This is a genomic window from Bacillus sp. FSL M7-0791 (assembly GCF_038627085.1).
Taxonomy (GTDB): domain Bacteria; phylum Bacillota; class Bacilli; order Bacillales; family Bacillaceae; genus Bacillus; species Bacillus safensis.
In genome coordinates this window covers 1269312-1288831 of record NZ_CP152022.1, presented here as the reverse complement: position 1 = coordinate 1288831, position 19520 = coordinate 1269312, and the positions used below count along the sequence as shown (strand labels likewise).

The following is a 19520-nucleotide window of genomic DNA, read 5'->3' as shown; positions in this document are numbered from 1 at the left end:
TTTACTACTGGTCTATTGTATCAGTTTTTGCTTTATTTCGCACAAAAGCGCACTGGCATGAATCCAGTGCGCCCTGATGATTGATTTAAGATGCACGAAGCAGACGCAGACCATTTAAAATGACCAAAATCGTACTTCCTTCATGCCCGATGACACCAAAAGGCAAATCAAGCACTTGTAAGAAATTCGCACAAATTAACAGACAGATCACCGTTAATGAGAAAATAATGTTTTGCTTAATGATTCGATTCATTTTTCTTGAAAGACGGATCATCTTTGTTAGGTTATTTAAATTGTTCTTCATTAAGATGAGATCCGCTGTTTCTAAGGCAACATCTGTGCCTCCGCCCATGGCAACCCCAACATCTGCTGTGGCAAGCGCTGGTGCATCATTGATTCCGTCTCCTACCATGATGATTGAATTACCTTGTTTTTTTAATTGATTGACCTCATGTACCTTTTCATCTGGAAGACATTCAGCCACTACGGTTTGGATGCCGGCTTCCTGCGCAATCGCTTCAGCCGTTTTTTGCTGATCTCCTGTCAGCATGACAGTCTGGATGCCTAAATCATTTAGTTCTTGAATCATTTTTTTGGCTTCAGGTCTGATTTGATCCTTAAGGCCAAGACAGCCAACAACTTTTTCATCCTTTTGAACGTAGACCACTGTGTATCCTTGCGCGGAAAGGTCATCACCTGTCTCTTCAATCTCGCGGTCGATTGACGCCTTACCCGCAAAGTCTTTCTTCCCAATCCGCCACGTTTCTCCATTTAATTGTGCTTTCACACCAAATCCAGAGGTTTCTTCAATGGTGACATGGACTGTTCTTTCTGTTTGGTGCTCTTTTGCCATATCAGAAATTGCTTTCGCTAATGGGTGGTTTGATTGACTCTCAATTTGATAGAGTGCCTGGTAAAAAGCAGATTCATCCTGCCCTTTCGTCATGACAACTTGTTCTACGGCTGGCTTCCCGCTTGTAATCGTCCCCGTTTTATCAAAAGCAATCATACTGCTTGTGCCTAGTTTTTCTAAAAAGACGCTTCCTTTGACAAGCATCCCATTTCTTGCGCCATTTGAGATCAGTGACAGTGCGGCTGGCATAATGGATGCAACAAGAGCACAAGGTGAAGCAACGACCATAAACACCATTGCCCGATAGAAGGTTTCACTCATACTCCAGCCGAGTACAAAATGAGGCAGAACCATTAATACCGCAACGGTGATCAGCACACCTTTTACATAGGCCCCCTCGAATTTTTCGATAAATGCCTGGCTTGGCGAAACACTTTCTTGAGCGGATTCGACAAGTTTAATAATTTTATGGAATAACGTTTCTTCATTATGTTTCGTGACTTCCACTGTTAAGGAACCATTTAAATTCACTGTTCCTGCAAATACGTCTTCCCCCTGCCCTTTTTCCTGTGGAATAGATTCGCCTGTGAGGGCAGATTCATCCACACTTGTTCTCCCGCTTAAAATGACACCATCTGCTGCAATGCGTTCCCCAGCTTTGACCATAATCCGGTCACCTGGTGTTAATGAAGAAGCGGCGATTTGAATGGTCGTACCGTCTTCTTCAATTAAAGTTGCTTCATCTGGTGCAATGCTCATTAATGCTGTTAAATCTTTCTTGCTTTTATTTGACGTATACGTTTCAAGCGCACCACTCAGTGAGAAAATAAAAATTAAGATAGCGCCTTCTGCCCAATAGCCGATTAAAGCTGAGCCTATTGCTGCGAAAATCATTAAAAGTTCCACATTCAAGGTCTTCGACGAAATCGTTTCTTCAATTCCTTCCTTCGCCTTTGCAAAACCTCCAATAACAAATGCTAGGATGAAAAGAGGAATGCTCCACATGCTCTGATCCTTTAGAATCCATCCAATTAAAATGAGAATCCCCGAGATTCCTGCTGCAATTAATTCTCCGTGCTGTGCCCATTTATGTAAGGACCATTTCGATTCCTTTTGATTTGTCGTTTGGTAAAGTGCTGTATTCTCATTCATGATTGTTTTCTCCTCTCTAATTGATAATCGTTTTCACATTATCAATCGTTACCCGTTTCTTTTTCCATCTATATTTTCTGCTATTTCAAGCTTTTTATTGGTCTGTAACTCATTATAACAGGTTCTGATCAATTTTCAATTAATAATTATTATAATTTCTTTTTGATAATAATTATCATTATTGATATAGATCGTTCCGTCTTCTTCTGAGCACAGTGTATTCAGATGAAAAGCAAACGAACACAAAAAAGAACCAACAGAATTGGTTCTTTCACAAAAAGGACTACGAATTTGTCCACTCTTTGATTTGTTTTTTCGTCAGTGGACCTACATGATTTTTCACCACTTCTCCTTTTTCGTTAATCAAAAAGGTCGTTGGGATGGTGATGATTTGATATTTCTTCATCATTTCTCCGTGTTCATCTAGTATGATCGGGAATGTAAACCTTCTGTCTTTCACAAATTGGGCAACAGCAGGTTTACTTTGTTCAGCACCTAGTAAATTCACGGTCAATATGTCAACATCACTCTGATTTTCTTTCACAATCTGTTCAAATTCGGGCAGCTCCATTTTGCAGGACGGGCACCATGTTGTCCAAAAATGCAAAATGGTCTTTTTCCCTTTTTCGGGAACCATCTGCATGTCACCATTTAATGTCGGCGCCTTTATCCTTGGCGCCATCACAGGCTCTTTTGCTTCTGCTGCTGCGCTCATGAGAAATAGAAGCAGGGTCATCATCAGAAGACTGGCGGGTAGATGTTTACGATTCATCAGGATCTTCCTTCCCAGTTTTCTTATAGCTTGCCCTCTCGATGACGATGACATTCAAGCTTTTTTCAATGTAAGAAACATTGAAACGCCGAGCTCCTTACAAATCGTCGCATAATGCAGCGCAGTCAACAGCAGCATGCCTGTGTTCATCCCTAAAATAACCCCCATCATATTCAAGCTTTCAATTGAACCAAGGAAATACACCATAGAAAAAGAGACGACATGCACCCATATATTATGTAGGAACACATCTTTGATGAGCCCCATTCCGATTAAACATGCTTGAAACGGCATCACAAACAGATGGCATAAAAAGTATGGCCAAAGCAGCTGTAAATAGACAGCAGCTTGCGGTGAATCAAAAAAAAGCTGTGTGAGCGGGTAAGCAAAATAATACATCACCATCACTGCCGGCACCCCGTATCCAAACGTTATGAGAATCGCCTGTCTGACACGTTTTTTCACCAGATCATACTGGCCTAAAGCATAGGCTTCAGAGACACTCGGAATCATCACAATCATGATGGAATGAGCGATAAACGCCGGGAAAAAACCGATCGACATTGCGACACCAGCCAGCATGCCGTAATGATCAACAGCAAGTGTTCCAGAAATGCCTGCTGCCACGAGCGCTCCTTTGATTAAAAATGGTTCAACCGCATTGGCAATCGCATGAAAGATGCGCATGCCCGTTGTCGGGATGGAAACGGCTAATAGGCGCTTTCGCACATCACTTCCTCTTAATTCAACAGATCTGACATTCACAGCATTTTTTGCCATGACGTATTGGGAGTATAAATAAATAAAGACAACAAGATCACTCGCAACAATGACACCAATGGCGATGAGTACTGCTGTTTCAATATCAAACGAATACCAATGAAAAAACAAAAACAAACAGATAAGCTGGATCGTTTTCTTCAGCATATTGGCTAAAGCAATTCTGCCCATTTGCTGCTTTCCCATAAAATAGCCGCGGGCAATGGAGGTAAACGCAATAATCGGGATAAGTGACAGCACCAAGCCTTTCATAAGCGGATGATACGACTGAAACACTGGAATGAAAGGCAGTACAATGGCTGCTATAGCTGTTGTTGTACTTGTCACCACAAGCGTCATTTTAAAGGCATGGCGGAGCATACTTTTGTGGAGACGCTCATGTGATTCTGCAATGAATTTAGAAATGGAGACTGGCAGCTCTAAGCTGGCGATCACTAGGACAAGCATGATGATTGGAAGGATACTCATATACAAACCCATTCCATGTTCTCCAAGCTCTCTCGCTAAAATCATATTGACTAAAAACTCTATACACTCCGCAATAAAAGCTGCGACAGATAGCAGAATGACCCCTTTTACAAATCGATTCATGTAGCCTCCCCTTGTCTAAAGCAAATTCTTTTCACATTCTATGAGACAAGTCCAAAAAATATTTTAATAATTGAAGACAAAAAAAGAGCAATCTCATTGATCGCTCTTTTTCTTTATACGGCAAACACGTGACGTCCGATGCGTTCTACAATTTTGCGGGAACGAATCCAATGATCTGTTGCCGTTTTTGGATTATAAAAATAGATAGCCTTTGTTGTTCTGTCATGCTCTTTTACTACCTGCTTCACCGCTTTAATGGAATCTTGATCTGCCTTATCATGAATGCTTCCATTTGATACTGGCTGGAAGGCATTTCGCTGATAAATCACACCTTTCACGCTGTCAGGAAAAGAACGATGCTCCACCCTGTTTAAAACAACGCTTGCCACCGCTTTTTTCCCTTCGTAAGATTCACCTTTCGCTTCAGCATGTACCAATCGAGAAAGCAAATCCATTTCTTCATTAGAATACTGTTTGCCGCTTGCCTTATTCGTCGTTTCAGATTTTACTTTTTTCTTTTGCTTCGGTTTTGAAGACTTTTCTTCTGTTGACGTACTTAGCAATTTCACTTTTGGCTGACGCTTTTCTTCAGAAAATGCTGGGATGACTTGATCGTGGTCTTGATCTATATATGAAAGCTGATGTTTAACAGGTGCTTGTGAAAGTTCGTGACTTAATGTGCCTTGCTGCTCTTGTATATTGTCCATCTTCATTGCTGCAACGAGCATAAGGATGACAAAAAGAGCTGTATGAATTTTAATCATTCGCCTTTTTCCTCCTTTAATCAAAAGTAGGCTGTAAGATACTTGTCCACTCTAACAAGAGCTCATTCTATTTTCACGCACAAAGATTTACATGCCTGTCCAAATTCCGTCATTAAATGGCATGTCCTAGTTGAGCGCACATAAAATGGAATTGTTAGCGCTTAAAAAGGTCCCTTTTTCACCTATCATCATCCTTATGCTCCTGATTATGGGTTATTACATTTTCTTTTCATATGTATCAGAGTGGTTTGAAGTGTGACAAAAGAACGAAAATAAAAAAGCTTTCTCTCATCAATGAGAAAAAGCTTTAGCTTCTTGCTTCTGTAAGATATTCAAAAATAACATCTCCACCATGTTTGGCGATCCCGCGAAAATGTTTAAAATCATCTTGATTCACCAAAACAGAACGAAACGTTAAAAAGTCATCTTTTTGGATGGTCACCTGTTTTTCTGTCCCATTCCGTAAAGATTCGAGGATGGTGAGGATTTGTTCTTCAGTCAAAAAAACCGCTCCTTTTCAGCCATGATCAATTATTAAATATACCATTCGTTAGAAGAGCATACAACGAAAACAAAACAAAAACGTCTTTATCCTTTACATTGGTATGAAAATATTGCAAAATACTTTTTAATAGGGAATGAAATCTGTTTTTAAAGGAGAGGGATCGGTTGAAGATTGCAAAAATTGGAAATGTGATCGAATTTAGAAATGGTTTAACAGGTGTAGTTGAAAAAGTGAATGAAAACTCTGTCATTGTGGATGTCACCATTATGGACAACTATAGAGATTTAGAACTGGATTCACTAACAGTCGTTAATCATAAAAACTATAAAATCATCAAAGACTCCGTACATTAATTTGCAATCCTCAATTCAGACGATCGGTACATACGAAGCAAAGCTAATCACGATTTGGCCAAATGGTGAAAGCTATTTCAATACCCTTCTTTTTCATTTTAAAAAATGATGAGATGCAGTATTAGCTCTAGACAGGAGAAAACTAATATGCAAAATTCCAATGATATCATTGTACGTTTTGGAAAAATGGAAGATGCTGAAATGACTTTAGAAATACAGAAATCTGTTATTGCTGAATCAGATTATCTACTTACATCGCCTGAAGAAAATAAAAAAACCCTCTTAGAACACAGGGAATGGATACAGAAAAGAATAGAAAATGAAAATGAGACGTACATAGTTGCTCAAACTGATGAAAAAGTCATTGGATGGATAGCCTTTGAACATTCATCAAATAGAAAAAGAACTTCCCATACGGGTTCTTTCGGGCTGATGGTGCATAAGAGCTATAGAGGTTTAGGCGTAGGGGAAATGCTGCTAACAGCATTATTACATTGGGCAGAAAAGAACCCTTCAATTGAAAAGGTTAGTTTAGCCGTTTTCTCAACAAATCAAAAGGCCATTTCTTTGTACAAAAAGATGGGGTTTATAGAAGAAGGACGTAAAATAAAAGAATTTAAAATAAATGATCATGAATACTGGGATGATGTTTTAATGTATAAGCTTGTTTAAAGCTGTGAAAACGAATTGCAGAAGTAAGGACATAATATCAATTGAGTCATCAATTTGTTATGTCCTTTTCTTATTTTTACCTTACTTCATATGAAGAAAGCATCAATCTTTTTTCATATGAAAAGTTTGCATTTCCGCCTTCGTCTTGTACATCTCGACTTCCTCGGGTGTGATCACTCCTTTATCAATCAAGAGGGCAATCACTCCAAGCAATGTGGAGGCACTCCATTTATACCGTTCTTTGTTTTGATGTTCAAGCATTTGAAGCTCTTCCTTTAGTTCCATTAGCAGCTGCTCTGCCCGCTCTTCTTTGTTTGCCAACTCAAACGCCTCCGTTTCTCATTCATTGCCTCTATTTTATCTTACATCAAATGAGATAAGCAAAAAAGCATCATCCCTCTTTACAAACATACGTTCTGTCATGTATAATATGTTTACGAGCTGGTAGCCCCCAGCCGTCCTAGCAAGTTCTATTCCCATTCGTATGAGAAGAGTGACATGACTCTTCTCTTTTTTTATGGTTGATTCGCAAAAAAAGACATGCATCCGGCATGTCTTTTCCTTCTTTCTCATTTTACATATCCATCATCAAACTTAGTTTGCAGCATTTATGGTTACTCAGGACATAAGGAAAACGACTTTTTTATACGACTCAAGGAAATCCCCATTAAGGACGATTTGTAATCCCTTCGCAGTGACATTATACCTGTGCTAGCCCGCCATCTACGAACAATTCAACACCCGTCAAGTAACTGCTTTCGTCTGATGCAAGGAAAGATACAGCGTTTGCTACTTCTTCAGGTGTCCCAACTTTTCCAACTGGAACAGTATTTCTGGCATTTTCCATCGCTCCTTCAAGTGCATCACCAAAAAGCTCATCGTATGCAGGTGTAAGAATCACTCCTGGACTTACCACATTTACACGAATTTCAGTACCTTTTAGGTCAAGAATCCAGTTGCGAACTAGTGCTCTTAATGCTGCTTTAGATGCTCCATATACACTAAATGCTGGGTTGCCAATTGATCCAGCAGTAGAGCCCGTTACAATAATAGAACCTACTTTGTCCGGGAATAGTGATAGCGCTTTTTGAACAGTAAAAATGGTTCCTTTCACGTTAATGTCGAACGTTCTATCAACCTGCTCTTCAGTAATTTCACCTAATGGAAGGAAGTTGCCGATGCCTGCATTAGCAAAAAGGATGTCCAACTTACCTTTTTCCTGCTTTATCATGTCATATAGTTTGTCTAAGTCTTCAAGCTTAGAAATATCACCTTGAACACCGGTTACGTTCTTGCCAATTTGGTTAACAGCTTTATCAAGTTCGTTTTGTCTACGTCCCGTGATATAAACATATGCACCTTCGTTTACAAATTTTTTTGCTGTAGCAAGACCAATCCCACTTGTTCCACCCGTTACAAGCGCTATTTTACCTTCAAATTTCCTCATACTTAACACTCCTTTAGAATTCATATTATTTTATGTCTAGTACCTTTAAGTACTTGAAGAACAACTTACAAGTAATAGTATCCTTCAGTAAGCACATTATCGGAAGTACCCACTTTTTTGTGATATAGTAACTAAAAAGTAACAAATGTGGAATGGAGAGCTTTAGACATGAAAAAATTTAGCTGTGGGTTTGAAGTGACAAAGGAAGTGATTGGCGGAAAATGGAAAGGACTTGTATTATACTTTTTAATGAATGGACCAAAGAGAACGAGTGAATTAAAGCGCATTATCCCAAATATAACTCAGAAAATGCTGATTCAAACTCTTAGAGAGCTTGAAGCCAGTGGACTTGTGACAAGAAAGATGTATAATCAAGTACCGCCGAAGGTTGAATATTCATCCACTGAACTTGGAAAATCTCTTAAACCTATCTTGCAGGAGCTCTGTCAATGGGGGAGCCATTATGCGGAGCAAGAGTATGCAGAAGGTGAATATGAAATTGTACAACCAGAACAACTAAAGTTAGGATAAATGTAGCTGCTGAAGTAAATGCTAAACAACTTCAATAGCCTCACCTAACAGATGAGGAACAGTCATGAAATAAATGAGATTGTCAACTTTGAAAGTGAAGTTCTAATCAGAAGTGTCATGGACTATATTCAGGAGAGCTTTGATGAAATTCAAAAATGAGCTGTTTCAAATGTTAAAGAGAAGGTTCAGAAACTTAACCAAACAATAATGCCTATGATCTCATAATAGGCATTTTTTCTTTCGGATAAAAAAGAAAAGACGTACAAATTGTACGCCTTCATCTGCCTCTGTACTATCAATTGTTCACTGCATAAAAGCCACAGTTCAGGTTGCACCTCAGGTCACACTTTTTCATACAATTCCCATGAGTATTTTCAGGTGTACTTTTTCTACTTTAATGTGACACCAATTCGTTTCACACAGCGGAATAATTACCGATTATCAATCGTCTCCGGATACATATCATGGTTCATCATACGGTATTCTGCCATTTCCTCATATTTCGTCCCAGGTTTCCCGTAGTTCGTATACGGGTCAATGGAAATACCGCCTCTTGGCGTAAATTTGCCCCAAACTTCAATATACCTTGGGTCCATCAATTCAATCAGGTCGTTCATAATAATGTTCATACAGTCCTCATGGAAGTCACCATGGTTACGGAAGCTGAACAAATATAATTTTAACGATTTACTTTCGACCATGATTTCATTTGGGATATAGCTGATATAAACTGTCGCAAAATCTGGCTGACCTGTTTGTGGACAAAGTGATGTAAATTCTGGGCAATTGAATTTCACAAAGTAATCTCTATTTGTATGTTTATTCGGAAACGTTTCAAGCACTTGTGGTGCATAATCAAACAAATAATTGGTTCCTTGGTTTCCTAGTAACGTGACACCTTCTAATTCTTCTGGTTTTCTTGTCGTCATGTCATCTCTTCCTTTCTATACGCCTCGTTTATTTCCCCACAATAACGTGTGCAGCTGCGGCAGCACTCTTACGCGGTTTAAGTCTGGATCTTGCGCGACTTGATCGACAAGCGCTTCATATTTCTTTAATAAATGCGTTAATAAGTACGCATCATCACCTGTCGTTGTGTCATCATTTCCTACCTGCAAATAAAAAGGAAGCTCAGGATATTTCGCATGAACATCCTTCGCATACGCCAGATCACGATCGTCAAAAATCACGACTTTCAAGCTAGCATGCTGCAATCTATTCCCGCTTTTCAGCTCATCTATGATACGTGTTAGTTTCGTAAAATCTGTTTTCATATTCGAGCTTGGTGGCTTAGGAGAAATGGTTAAATCATCAATTTTCAAAAACCATTCCTGATACATCGTTCCTTGTGTTTCAAGCGCTGTATCAATTCCTTCTTCATGCAGCAAATCAATGAGGGATTCCATTTGTTTTAAAAGCGCCGGGTTTCCCCCTGAAATGGTGACATGAGAAAAAGCCTGTCCGCCTATTCTTTTTAATTCTTTGACAATGTCTTCTGCCTCAAGCCACTGAATGTCATGCTTCGCTGAGCCATCCCATGTAAAAGAGGAATCACACCAGCTGCACGAGTAGTCACAGCCAGCCGTTCTGACAAACATGGTTTTTTGTCCAATGACCATTCCCTCTCCTTGAATGGTTGGACCAAAGATTTCTAATACTGGAATCGCTTTAGCCATTGATCTCAACTCGTTTCGGACGGTAAATGCAATAGCTTGTTGGTGTCTCTCTGACAAAGACCTGAACACATGTCGGCTTGTTCGCTAAAGTTGATAAATACGCTGCGACTTTGTCATGTATGGTCTTTGCCACCACCTCAGTGGTTGGCATCGCGTATCGATCGTTTGATGAGAATGCCTCATGATCATTGAGCAGCGTGTGATCGTACTGCCCATGAATGAGCTTCTTCAATGTACTGAAATTGACAAGGAAACCCGATTCATCTAGCTCGTCTCCCGCAATCGTGATATTGATGGTGTACGTATGACCATGAACACGGCTGCATGCGCCCGCATCTTCCCGCGGGATGAAATGGGCAGCAGATACATGCATGTCTTTATTTAATTCAAATGAAAATGGATGATCGGTTTGTGGATAGATTTGAGAAAGCATTTATTTTGCCTCCTTCATTTCCATATAAGTGTCATAGCCATTTTTCCGCAGCTTACACGCAGGACATTCCCCGCAGCCATCAGAGATGATGCCGTTATAGCAAGTGAGCGTTTCATTTTTCACAAAATCCAGCGCATTAAGCTCGTCTGCCAGCTTCCATGTTTCTGCTTTATTCAGCCACATCAGTGGTGTATGAATCACAAATGGTTTTTCCATTGCTAAATTCACTGTGACGTTGCAAGATTTCACAAACTCGTCACGGCAATCTGGATAGCCGCTAAAGTCTGTCTCACAAACACCTGTGATAATATGTCTTGCTCCAATTTGATACGCTAATATAGAGGCGAAGGATAAGAACACTAAGTTTCTTCCTGGTACAAATGTGGAAGGAAGCTCTCCTTCTTTTTCCTCAATGTCAATGTCATCTCTTGTTAAAGCATTAGGTGCCAGTTGATTTAAAAGTGACATATCTAATAGATGATTCTTCACACCTAATTTGTCAGCGATTCTTTTGGCGACATCAATTTCTTCTTGATGACGCTGATTATAATGAAAGGTCACTGTTTCTACCTCTTCAAATTGTTGAAGTGCCCATAATAAACAGGTCGTGCTGTCCTGTCCCCCGCTAAAGACAACGACTGCTTTTTCATTTTTCATTTTCTGTTCTCCTCCTTTTGCAGATGGTACAACCGTACAACACTGCATCTGAAAGGCTCCTGAAAACCCCTATTTTTCTCAAAAGAAAAGACACCTTTACATGTGTATGAGGTGTCCCAGCCATAAAAAATAAAAAATGCCACATCCAAGGATACGGCAAGTCCTTAGTTTTTTATAGAGGGTTTTGCTAGAACCTCTCCCGTCTTCACGGATTTTTGTTCAATTTTCACAGAGGATAGTGTACCACATATTTTTCTTGCAGGCTATCCTTTCTTTACTTATATAGCGGTGCAGGCACTTTTTTTAGACAAAGAAAGAGGATAAAAAAGATGCTGACATAGCCAAAAACCGGATAAACCGTTGAAATCAGTGTACCGTAACCAATTTTACTAATCACATAGCAGCATATGAGAATAAGGGATATCGTAAAGATGCTGTTCATTCGGATATATGCCCTCACTTGTCTCTCCAGCCCGTATAAATTACCTATGACGGATGTAAAAACTTCACCGAAGATGACAAATAAATAAATGAGATGAATCGAGTTTGCAACTTGATACACCACCTGGGCCATTGGAATATCAAACGCCTCCAGCATATCTAATGAAGAAAGAGATAAGAAGCAAGCAAGCAAAATGAGTGTCAGCATGACGCCCCCAAGCACCGCTCCCTTTTTAATGACTGCTTCAGAGGTCATTTCATTTGCGACGGGTACTAACACTGCCTGTGACAGTGCTAAATTAAAGGCACCATATGACACTGCTGATAATATCCACTCGCCCTCACCCATTTGCAGCGCAAGAACATAACTTTCACTGCTGCTAAACACAAATGAATCAAGAAACACGATCATTGAAAAGAAAATCAGCATTGGAACGACAAGGACGTTGACTCCAAATAGCCCTTTTGAACCTTTAAAGAGTACAATGACGCTCAGAATGATCGTCAAAAAGATCCCATATTCCTTCGATATGCCAAGCTGTTCCTCAAAAATAGCCCCTGCGCCTGAAATCATTACTGAGGTGACACCAAGTAAAATAAAAAACATGACAATATTAATATATCGACTCGCAGCTGTGCCAAATAAAAAACGGTTCATATCTTGATAAGATTCTGCTTCGATTCGTTTCGAAATCAGCATCATTTTTGCACCAAGACCAGTAAAAATAACACCGCTAATCAGGATTCCTAATAGTCCAATCCAGCCAAAACGAACAAAAAATTCTACGATTTCTTTTCCTGTCGCAAACCCAGCTCCAACCACTGTTCCTACATATACAAAGGCAAGCTGAAAAGCGGATTCATTTGAACGTTTCATGTGACCCCTCCGCACCCATCACTTTCGATTGTTCCTTTTTTATCCTATGAGACAAGTTCCTTGAAAAGAAGGACAAACCATGATTAAATGCAAAAAAGGATTTTTATTCCCCTTTGAGCAAAACAGTTGAAAGTCAAAATAGGTCAGAGTATACTATAGTCAAAGATGGTCAAACAATAGACCATTTTCTTTAACATTCATTGGTCAAATAAAGTCAAACTTTATTTTAAGGAGGTCATGGCAAATGCGTTGTCAACATTGTCAAGTAAATGAAGCAACTATTCGCCTGAATATGCAAGTAAATTCGTCCCGGAGCCAAATGGTTTTATGTGAAGACTGCTATACCTCTTTGATAGAGCAGTCAAAAATGAAAATGGGACCTCAGCTCTTTGGAGGAAGTTCATTCTTCTCTCAGGCAGCAGGTCATGCCCCAAACATGGAGCAGCCAAAGCAAAAAGGCTTACTCGATGAGCTTGGCCGTAACTTAACAGATGGAGCAAATGCTGGTTTAATTGATCCAGTCATTGGCCGTGATGAAGAAGTCGCAAGAGTCATTGAGATTTTAAATAGAAGAAATAAAAATAACCCTGTTCTTATTGGTGAACCAGGTGTTGGGAAAACAGCGATCGCAGAAGGACTCGCGCTCAAAATTGCGAGTGGCGATGTGCCAAATAAATTAAAGAACAAACAAATCTATTTATTAGATGTCTCCTCACTTGTCGCAAACACAGGTGTACGCGGTCAATTTGAGGAAAGAATGAAGCAGTTAATCAAAGAACTACAAAGCCGTAAAAATATCATCTTATTTGTAGATGAAATCCACCTTCTTGTGGGCGCAGGATCTGCAGAAGGATCAATGGATGCTGGAAACATTTTAAAACCAGCCCTTGCAAGAGGCGAACTGCAGCTAGTAGGTGCGACGACATTAAAAGAATATCGCCAAATTGAAAAAGATGCTGCACTCGAACGGCGCTTCCAGCCCGTCATCGTAGATGAGCCAACACAAGATGAAGCGATCGACATCTTAAAAGGCATCCAAGATAAGTACGAGGCCTATCATGGTGTCACCTATTCAGATGAAGCAATTAAAGCGTGCGTTCAACTATCTTCGCGGTATATTCAAGACCGTCATTTGCCGGATAAAGCCATTGATTTAATGGACGAAGCTGGTTCAAAAGCGAACCTCTCCATTGATGCAGCAGGTGAAGATGAACTGACAAACCGACTAGCGCAAATTGCCGCAGAAAAACAAGCTGCGCTAAAAGAAGAACAATATGAAAAAGCAGCGAAGCTTCGCGATGAAGAAGAAGCCATTGAAGCAAGACTTCAAAACAAAACAACTGAAAAAGAGCATATCGTTACAGCAGAGGACATTCAGGCCATTGTGGAACAAAAAACAGGCATTCCTGTCGGTAAACTGCAAGCAGACGAACAAACCAAAATGAAAGAAATTGACGTCCGTCTAAAAGCACGAGTGATTGGACAGGAGCATGCGGTTGATAAAGTGGCGAAAGCCGTGAAAAGAAGCAGAGCTGGTTTAAAATCGAAACATAGACCAACAGGCTCCTTCCTTTTCGTTGGACCAACAGGTGTCGGGAAAACCGAATTGTCTAAAACGTTAGCTGAAGAATTATTCGGTTCAAGAGATGCGATCATTCGTTTAGATATGAGTGAGTACATGGAAAAACACTCTGTGTCCAAACTCATCGGTTCTCCTCCTGGTTACGTTGGACATGATGAAGCTGGCCAACTGACTGAAAAAGTGCGCAGAAAACCATACAGCATCATTTTGCTGGATGAAATCGAAAAAGCACACCCAGATGTACAGCACATCTTCCTGCAAATTATGGAAGATGGCCGCTTAACAGACAGCCAAGGCAGAACGGTCAGCTTTAAAGATACAGTCATCATCATGACAAGTAACGCAGGCACCGCAGATAAAACAGTCAAAGTGGGCTTCCAATCTGATCAGGAAGAAGCGATTGAGGAACAATCACTCATTGATTCACTGAGCAGCTACTTCAAACCAGAATTTTTGAACCGTTTTGACAGCATCATTCAGTTTGAATCATTAGACAGAGATGATTTAGTGAAGATTGTTGATCTTCTGCTCAATGAGCTGTCAGAGCAATTAAAAGAGCAAAATTTAACAGTCCATGTCACAAATGAAGCGAAAGAAAAAATCGCAGAGCTTGGATATCACCCTGCATTTGGTGCTCGTCCACTTCGAAGAACCATCCAAGAGCACGTTGAAGACCAAATGACGGAGATCCTGCTTGAAGAGGAGCAGCTTTCTGGATTTACTGTGGATGTTGAACATGACGAAATCGTCGTAAAAAAAGGATAACTACATCTTCAGGATGATATGCACCTCCGTCATGTTGCGGCGTCTAAGTTCCATCTGAACGCCGACGTTCCCCCGCCTCTTTTCCTTTACGATAAAAGAAAAAGAGGTGAATCACATGATGAATTGGAGTTACGATCTTGTCAAAATCATGTATGAAGAAAAATTAAAAGAGCTGCTTCATTTAGATGAACCAGCTCAAAACGATTAAATGGAGACTCCCTTTATATGAAAGGGAGTATCTTCTTTTTACATATTAAGAAAGCGCTTTCGTCAAAAATTCTTCACAGAAACTGTCTTAATTTTATATTCTGACTAAAACCCTTCTAGAACACACCGATATTAACTATAGAAAAAGATAGTTAAAGGATTTGGTGAGATAATGGACAAAACATCGTTAATTGGTATTATTTTAGCATTTATTGCACTAGGTGTCGGTATGGTTTTGAAAGGTGTGAGTCTAACTGCTCTTCTCAACCCGGCGGCTATATTAATCATCATTGTTGGAACCGTTGCAGCTGTTGTCATCGCATTCCCTTCTAGTGAAATTAAGAAAACACCAAAATTGTTCGGCAAAATTTTCAAAGACAGCCAGCTTCCAACGATTCAAGAAATGATCCCTCTATTTTCAAACTGGGCACAAATTGCGCGTCGTGAAGGTCTTTTGGCATTAGAAGCAAGTCTTGAGGAAGTCGATGATGATTTTCTAAAGAACGGGTTAAGCATGGCAGTTGACGGCCAAAGTGCTGAATTTATTCGAGACGTCTTAACAGAAGAAGTTGACGCCATGTCTGAAAGACACCAGTCAGGTGCATTAATCTTTACACAAGCTGGTACATACGCTCCGACGCTAGGGGTACTTGGCGCCGTTGTAGGACTTATTGCCGCACTTGCCAACATGGGAGATATTGAGGCACTTGGACATGCCATCAGTGCTGCCTTCGTCGCCACACTGCTTGGGATTTTTACCGGGTATGTATTATGGCATCCATTTGCCAACAAGCTGAAGCGTAAATCAAAGGAAGAAGTAAAGCTTCGTCTGATTATGATCGAAGGTATTCTGTCTGTTCTTGAAGGTCAGTCTCCAAAAGTCATTGAACAAAAACTTCTTATGTACTTACCAGCAAAAGAACGTGCAAATCTTGTCATTGAAGAAGGAGAAAATCAAAATGGCTAGGAAACGTAAAAACCATGATCATGAAGACCATGTAGATGAATCTTGGCTTATCCCTTATGCCGATCTTCTGACGCTTCTTCTCGCCCTCTTCATTGTGCTTTTTGCATCTAGTTCAATTGATGCGGCAAAATATGAACAGATGGCTAAGTCTTTTAATGTAGTTTTTACTGGCGGTACCGGTGTTATGGATCAATCCAGCATGCAAAGCACGGAAGAAACTGAAAACAGCAACCAGGTCAAGAAAGCAGCCGAGGAAGAGAAAGATGAAGAAGCCAAAGCAAAGGCTAGGGACCAAGCGGTTCTCACAAAGGTCAAAAAGCAGGTCGATTCATTCATTGCAAATAAAAAACTTGGTGCCAAGCTCGAAACAAAGCTTACGGATGAAGGACTTCTCATTACGATTGAAGACAGCATCTTCTTTGATTCTGGGCGGGCAGTTATTCGCCCTCAAGATGTCCCGTTAGCAAAAGAAATCTCAAAACTGCTCGTCATTAATCCCGCACGTGACATTGTCATTAGCGGACATACAGATAATGTACCAATCAGAAATTCAGAATTTGAATCAAACTGGTATTTAAGCGCCATTCGCGCTGTGAACTTTTTAAATATTCTTCTTGAAAACAGCAATCTAAACCAAGAGAACTTTAGTACAAAAGGATACGGCGAATTCAAACCGATTGCCTCAAACGATACAGCAGAAGGCAGAAGTAAAAACCGGCGTGTAGAAGTACTCATTTTACCGATTGAGAAAAAAGCGAAATAAAAAAAGAAGCCAGGGGCTTCTTTACAGATTGTTGACAAAGGGCTAAAATGATCTCTATTTTAGCCCTTTGTCTTCTTTTCAGCGTGATAGAATACCTTTGCAGTCTAGGAACGAGCACCGGCACGCAGGACTAACGCCAAATGCGAGGGATTGCCTGCTCGCTGAAAAGGAAGCCAGCGGCTTCCTTTTTATTTAGTCTTGATGATCATATAAATGCTTTGCACGCAGCCCTACATGTTTGAGCATATCAATGCAGACATCTTTCTCTTCTTCGCTCAGGACACTGATCATCTCATGAATTTCTTTCGCATGATCTGGGAAGATGTCATCAAGCAAAGCTCGTCCCTGCTTGGTAATATGCGCAAATGTCACTCTGCGGTCTTCTGCACAAGCCTTGCGACTGAGAAGTTCTTTCTTCTCCAATTTATCGACCACATACGTGATGCTGCCGCTTGCAAGTAAAATCTTATCACCGATTTGCTGAAGCGGCTGATCACCTTTATGATATAGCAATTCTAGCACAGCAAATTCAGTTGGATTCAGCCCGTGCTTCACAATATGTTTGTTCATGTGATGATTAATTGAGCGATAGGCACGTGATAATACAATAAATAGTTTCAATGATTTTTCAACATTATGATTTTCCATTTTTTATCATCCTTTATGAAATGCAACCTACTAATGTGACATTAATAAACAATAAGTAAAATGTCAACATTTTGATCCATCTTTAGCACGAAAATGAGACCAGAACGAATCACCTAATTTTTTAAAAATCACACAAGTCATCGTAATAAAGATAGGTTCAATGCTATAATAAGTCTATTAGGTAATACGTTGGAGCGATGAATGATGAGTAAACTGAAAGGGTTTTGGAAGAAGATCAGGCTTTACCTTATTTTGGTCATGCTTCCAACCCTAATCATTAGTTATTTTATCTACGAAAAAGAAACTGAAAAAATCGATTTAAAGAACAAACAAACCGCTACACTTATGTTAAATATTCACAAAAACCAAATGAATTATTTAATAAGTGAGACAGAAGCGAGATTAACTTCCCTTGCCATGGGATTTGACCAGCCGCTTGAGACGAAAAAAGTACAAAACATCCTAGAGAAAATCTATAAACAAGAACCTCGTTTTTCAGGTCTGTATCTCCTAGACAAAAAAGGAAATGTAACAGCAAGCACCACCCCGTTAAAGGAAAAAATCAACCTATCATTCAGAGATTACTTTAAACGCATTCAAGTGACCAAGCAGACCGTGATCACAGACAACTATGTGAGCCGAATTACAAAACAGCGGATTCTCTCCATTTGTGTGCCTGTTCTCGATGAAAACGAAGAGGTCACCAATGTACTGATTGCCGCCATTCAAATTGATTATTTAAGAAATATTATGAATGTATTGAACCCTGATCTTCATTTTAAGATGCTGAATCAAAATGGACATGTTGTGTTCACAAGCGGTCCACAGCCAGTACCCGAGGGCGGTAGCACCGTGTCTACATATTTAGATGAAAACAGCTGGAAGCTGGAGGTTTTTCCGCAGCGTGCTTCAACTAGTGAAGTGCTGTCTGTGATGCTCATCCCTTTATCCAGTGCGTTTATTTTATTAAATATTTTATTCACACTCGTCCAATATATCGTGTTAAGGCGGCAAACTCAGCAGGAGCGTCATGAAAATGAAGCGCAAAAGCTTGAATTGATCGGAACACTCGCAGCAAGTACAGCACACGAAATTCGCAACCCATTAACAGGGATTAGCGGATTTATCCAGCTATTGCAAAAGAAGTATCATTCAGAAGAAGATCAGCTCTATTTTTCTGTCATCGAGGAGGAAATTAAACGGATTAACCAAATCGTCAGTGAATTTCTTGTATTAGGAAAACCAACGGCAGAAAAATGGCAAAATAACTCTGTAAAAGAAATTGTAAGTGAGATCATGCCGATCGTTTTCTCTGAGGCAAACCTTTATAATGTGGAAGTGGATTTGCAAATCAATACGATTCAAGATGTGGGCGTGTATTGCACAAAGGATCATATTAAACAAGTCGTTTTAAATGTAGCAAAGAACTCTTTAGAAGCGATGCCAAACGGCGGTCACTTGAAGATTGTGATCGAAGCTGAAAAAGAACATGTCATCATTAAAGTAGCGGATACAGGTGAAGGCATACCAGAAGAGATGTTAAAGCACATCTTCCTCCCCTTTATTACGTCGAAGGAAAAAGGCACAGGTCTTGGGCTTGTCGTGTGTAAACGAATCATTTCGATGTATGGCGGAACAATTGATATTCATAGCGAAGTGAATAAAGGAACGACTGTTATGATCATGCTTCCTTCTGCTCACTCAGCATAACTGAAGAAGTCAGCCGGTTTTGCTTATGCAAGACCGGTTTTTCATGTCAATAAGAGGGGCGGTTCACAGATAAAAGACTCATTTGAGACACAAGATCATGAAAGGAGGGGGCAGATTGTTTCTCATGAAAAAGAAGATGCTGATACTCATTCATCAGGTTGTCCAGTTCTTGACTATATTTAATTGTCTTCTCACCAGTGTACCCTTCCACTTGAGCAGCTTCTACCATTTGTTTTCTCTTCTCATCAATGGACATCAGCAATTGTTCTTTCCTTACATAAATATTCATGATCTCAGCTCCCGCAATGAATTCGACTGTCTATGCTCAAAATGATCCGACACCAAAATTATACTTTATTTGTAAATTAAATTAA

At 39.9% G+C, this 19520-nt stretch carries 21 protein-coding genes and 1 riboswitch; of the genes, 7 read left to right on the top strand and 14 right to left on the bottom strand.

Translation table 11 applies throughout. The features are described from left to right. Nucleotides 1-85: 85 nt before the first annotated feature. The 5 genes from MHI08_RS06530 to MHI08_RS06510 all read right to left on the bottom strand — a co-directional run bounded on the left by MHI08_RS06530 (nt 86) and on the right by MHI08_RS06510 (nt 5414). Nucleotides 86-2005, bottom strand: a complete 1920-nt coding sequence (locus MHI08_RS06530) for a heavy metal translocating P-type ATPase (protein ID WP_087977257.1) — start codon at nt 2003-2005, stop codon at nt 86-88. 283 nt (nt 2006-2288) lie between these two features. Beyond that, nucleotides 2289-2777 (bottom strand): endospore biogenesis thiol-disulfide oxidoreductase StoA, encoded by a 489-nt coding sequence (gene stoA / locus MHI08_RS06525; protein ID WP_342500093.1) that lies wholly within the window; start codon nt 2775-2777, stop codon nt 2289-2291. A 54-nt stretch (nt 2778-2831) separates the two neighbouring features. Further along, nucleotides 2832-4148 (bottom strand): polysaccharide biosynthesis protein, encoded by a 1317-nt coding sequence (locus tag MHI08_RS06520; RefSeq protein WP_024424690.1) that lies wholly within the window; start codon nt 4146-4148, stop codon nt 2832-2834. Nucleotides 4149-4261: 113 nt separating this feature from the next. Continuing rightward, nucleotides 4262-4912 (bottom strand): cell wall hydrolase, encoded by a 651-nt coding sequence (locus MHI08_RS06515; RefSeq protein ID WP_024424689.1) that lies wholly within the window; start codon nt 4910-4912, stop codon nt 4262-4264. Between the two features lie 307 nt (nt 4913-5219). Then, nucleotides 5220-5414: a hypothetical protein gene (locus MHI08_RS06510; RefSeq protein ID WP_024424688.1), complete on the bottom strand. Its 195-nt coding sequence runs from the start codon at nt 5412-5414 to the stop codon at nt 5220-5222. A 167-nt stretch (nt 5415-5581) separates the two neighbouring features. Between MHI08_RS06510 and MHI08_RS06505 the strand changes: the two genes are divergently transcribed. Then, complete coding sequence (locus MHI08_RS06505; RefSeq protein ID WP_003211747.1) at nt 5582-5770, top strand: DUF2187 family protein; 189 nt, start codon at nt 5582-5584, stop codon at nt 5768-5770. A gap of 147 nt (nt 5771-5917) precedes the next feature. Beyond that, complete coding sequence (locus MHI08_RS06500; protein WP_034623353.1) at nt 5918-6442, top strand: GNAT family N-acetyltransferase; 525 nt, start codon at nt 5918-5920, stop codon at nt 6440-6442. 102 nt (nt 6443-6544) lie between these two features. On the opposite strand, the gene MHI08_RS06495 is transcribed toward MHI08_RS06500, so the two are convergent. Continuing rightward, nucleotides 6545-6763, bottom strand: coding sequence for a hypothetical protein (locus MHI08_RS06495; RefSeq protein ID WP_206533902.1), 219 nt, complete (start codon nt 6761-6763; stop codon nt 6545-6547). Between the two features lie 379 nt (nt 6764-7142). Then, complete coding sequence (locus MHI08_RS06490; RefSeq protein WP_171464184.1) at nt 7143-7889, bottom strand: glucose 1-dehydrogenase; 747 nt, start codon at nt 7887-7889, stop codon at nt 7143-7145. Nucleotides 7890-8057: 168 nt separating this feature from the next. On the opposite strand from MHI08_RS06490, the gene MHI08_RS06485 reads away from it, so the two are divergent. Continuing rightward, on the top strand, nt 8058-8420 hold the full coding sequence (locus MHI08_RS06485; protein WP_034667321.1) for a winged helix-turn-helix transcriptional regulator: 363 nt from the start codon (nt 8058-8060) through the stop codon (nt 8418-8420). A gap of 431 nt (nt 8421-8851) precedes the next feature. On the opposite strand, the gene queF is transcribed toward MHI08_RS06485, so the two are convergent. From queF to MHI08_RS06460, 5 genes are all read right to left on the bottom strand, one after another. Further along, entirely contained in the window at nt 8852-9349 is a 498-nt protein-coding gene (gene queF / locus MHI08_RS06480; RefSeq protein ID WP_024426839.1) for a preQ(1) synthase, read from the bottom strand. 15 nt (nt 9350-9364) lie between these two features. Further along, complete coding sequence (gene queE, locus MHI08_RS06475) at nt 9365-10096, bottom strand: 7-carboxy-7-deazaguanine synthase QueE (protein ID WP_056766298.1); 732 nt, start codon at nt 10094-10096, stop codon at nt 9365-9367. Then, nucleotides 10089-10529 carry a 6-carboxytetrahydropterin synthase QueD gene (gene queD / locus MHI08_RS06470; protein WP_056766295.1) on the bottom strand — a complete coding sequence of 147 codons (441 nt, stop codon included), beginning with the start codon at nt 10527-10529 and terminating at the stop codon, nt 10089-10091. Before queD ends, queE begins: the two co-directional genes overlap by 8 nt. Further along, nucleotides 10530-11186 (bottom strand): 7-cyano-7-deazaguanine synthase QueC, encoded by a 657-nt coding sequence (gene queC, locus MHI08_RS06465; protein ID WP_024424683.1) that lies wholly within the window; start codon nt 11184-11186, stop codon nt 10530-10532. Between the two features lie 158 nt (nt 11187-11344). After that, a riboswitch (PreQ1 riboswitch) is annotated at nt 11345-11389 on the bottom strand. A 71-nt stretch (nt 11390-11460) separates the two neighbouring features. Continuing rightward, entirely contained in the window at nt 11461-12504 is a 1044-nt protein-coding gene (locus MHI08_RS06460) for a hypothetical protein (protein ID WP_342500092.1), read from the bottom strand. 244 nt (nt 12505-12748) lie between these two features. Here MHI08_RS06460 and MHI08_RS06455 point away from each other — a divergent pair, with 244 nt between their 5' ends. The 3 genes from MHI08_RS06455 to motB all read left to right on the top strand — a co-directional run bounded on the left by MHI08_RS06455 (nt 12749) and on the right by motB (nt 16788). Continuing rightward, nucleotides 12749-14851: an ATP-dependent Clp protease ATP-binding subunit gene (locus MHI08_RS06455; RefSeq protein ID WP_342500091.1), complete on the top strand. Its 2103-nt coding sequence runs from the start codon at nt 12749-12751 to the stop codon at nt 14849-14851. A 379-nt stretch (nt 14852-15230) separates the two neighbouring features. After that, the gene (motA, locus tag MHI08_RS06450) at nt 15231-16025 is read left to right on the top strand and encodes a flagellar motor stator protein MotA (protein ID WP_024424680.1); all 795 of its coding nucleotides are present in this window, start codon (nt 15231-15233) and stop codon (nt 16023-16025) included. Further along, nucleotides 16018-16788, top strand: a complete 771-nt coding sequence (gene motB / locus MHI08_RS06445; RefSeq protein WP_024424679.1) for a flagellar motor protein MotB — start codon at nt 16018-16020, stop codon at nt 16786-16788. Before motA ends, motB begins: the two co-directional genes overlap by 8 nt. 192 nt (nt 16789-16980) lie before the next feature. Here the strand turns inward: motB and MHI08_RS06440 are convergent, their stop codons facing one another. Then, nucleotides 16981-17436, bottom strand: a complete 456-nt coding sequence (locus MHI08_RS06440) for a MarR family transcriptional regulator (RefSeq protein ID WP_024424678.1) — start codon at nt 17434-17436, stop codon at nt 16981-16983. A 204-nt stretch (nt 17437-17640) separates the two neighbouring features. On the opposite strand from MHI08_RS06440, the gene MHI08_RS06435 reads away from it, so the two are divergent. Next, nucleotides 17641-19146 carry an ATP-binding protein gene (locus MHI08_RS06435; RefSeq protein WP_342500090.1) on the top strand — a complete coding sequence of 502 codons (1506 nt, stop codon included), beginning with the start codon at nt 17641-17643 and terminating at the stop codon, nt 19144-19146. Nucleotides 19147-19192: 46 nt separating this feature from the next. On the opposite strand, the gene MHI08_RS06430 is transcribed toward MHI08_RS06435, so the two are convergent. After that, on the bottom strand, nt 19193-19435 hold the full coding sequence (locus MHI08_RS06430) for an aspartyl-phosphate phosphatase Spo0E family protein (RefSeq protein WP_024424676.1): 243 nt from the start codon (nt 19433-19435) through the stop codon (nt 19193-19195). Nucleotides 19436-19520: the final 85 nt, after the last annotated feature.

Coding starts and splice junctions, on each gene's coding strand:
- queD (WP_056766295.1), bottom strand. CDS start 10,529: ATGCTTTCTCAAATCTATCCACAAACCGATCATCCATTTTCATTTGAA.
- queE (WP_056766298.1), bottom strand. CDS start 10,096: ATGGCTAAAGCGATTCCAGTATTAGAAATCTTTGGTCCAACCATTCAA.
- MHI08_RS06520 (WP_024424690.1), bottom strand. CDS start 4,148: ATGAATCGATTTGTAAAAGGGGTCATTCTGCTATCTGTCGCAGCTTTT.
- MHI08_RS06430 (WP_024424676.1), bottom strand. CDS start 19,435: ATGAATATTTATGTAAGGAAAGAACAATTGCTGATGTCCATTGATGAG.
- MHI08_RS06460 (WP_342500092.1), bottom strand. CDS start 12,504: ATGAAACGTTCAAATGAATCCGCTTTTCAGCTTGCCTTTGTATATGTA.
- MHI08_RS06455 (WP_342500091.1), top strand. CDS start 12,749: ATGCGTTGTCAACATTGTCAAGTAAATGAAGCAACTATTCGCCTGAAT.
- motA (WP_024424680.1), top strand. CDS start 15,231: ATGGACAAAACATCGTTAATTGGTATTATTTTAGCATTTATTGCACTA.
- MHI08_RS06530 (WP_087977257.1), bottom strand. CDS start 2,005: ATGAATGAGAATACAGCACTTTACCAAACGACAAATCAAAAGGAATCG.
- MHI08_RS06435 (WP_342500090.1), top strand. CDS start 17,641: ATGAGTAAACTGAAAGGGTTTTGGAAGAAGATCAGGCTTTACCTTATT.
- MHI08_RS06515 (WP_024424689.1), bottom strand. CDS start 4,912: ATGATTAAAATTCATACAGCTCTTTTTGTCATCCTTATGCTCGTTGCA.
- MHI08_RS06485 (WP_034667321.1), top strand. CDS start 8,058: ATGAAAAAATTTAGCTGTGGGTTTGAAGTGACAAAGGAAGTGATTGGC.
- MHI08_RS06490 (WP_171464184.1), bottom strand. CDS start 7,889: ATGAGGAAATTTGAAGGTAAAATAGCGCTTGTAACGGGTGGAACAAGT.
- motB (WP_024424679.1), top strand. CDS start 16,018: ATGGCTAGGAAACGTAAAAACCATGATCATGAAGACCATGTAGATGAA.
- stoA (WP_342500093.1), bottom strand. CDS start 2,777: ATGAATCGTAAACATCTACCCGCCAGTCTTCTGATGATGACCCTGCTT.
- queF (WP_024426839.1), bottom strand. CDS start 9,349: ATGACGACAAGAAAACCAGAAGAATTAGAAGGTGTCACGTTACTAGGA.
- queC (WP_024424683.1), bottom strand. CDS start 11,186: ATGAAAAATGAAAAAGCAGTCGTTGTCTTTAGCGGGGGACAGGACAGC.
- MHI08_RS06440 (WP_024424678.1), bottom strand. CDS start 17,436: ATGGAAAATCATAATGTTGAAAAATCATTGAAACTATTTATTGTATTA.
- MHI08_RS06500 (WP_034623353.1), top strand. CDS start 5,918: ATGCAAAATTCCAATGATATCATTGTACGTTTTGGAAAAATGGAAGAT.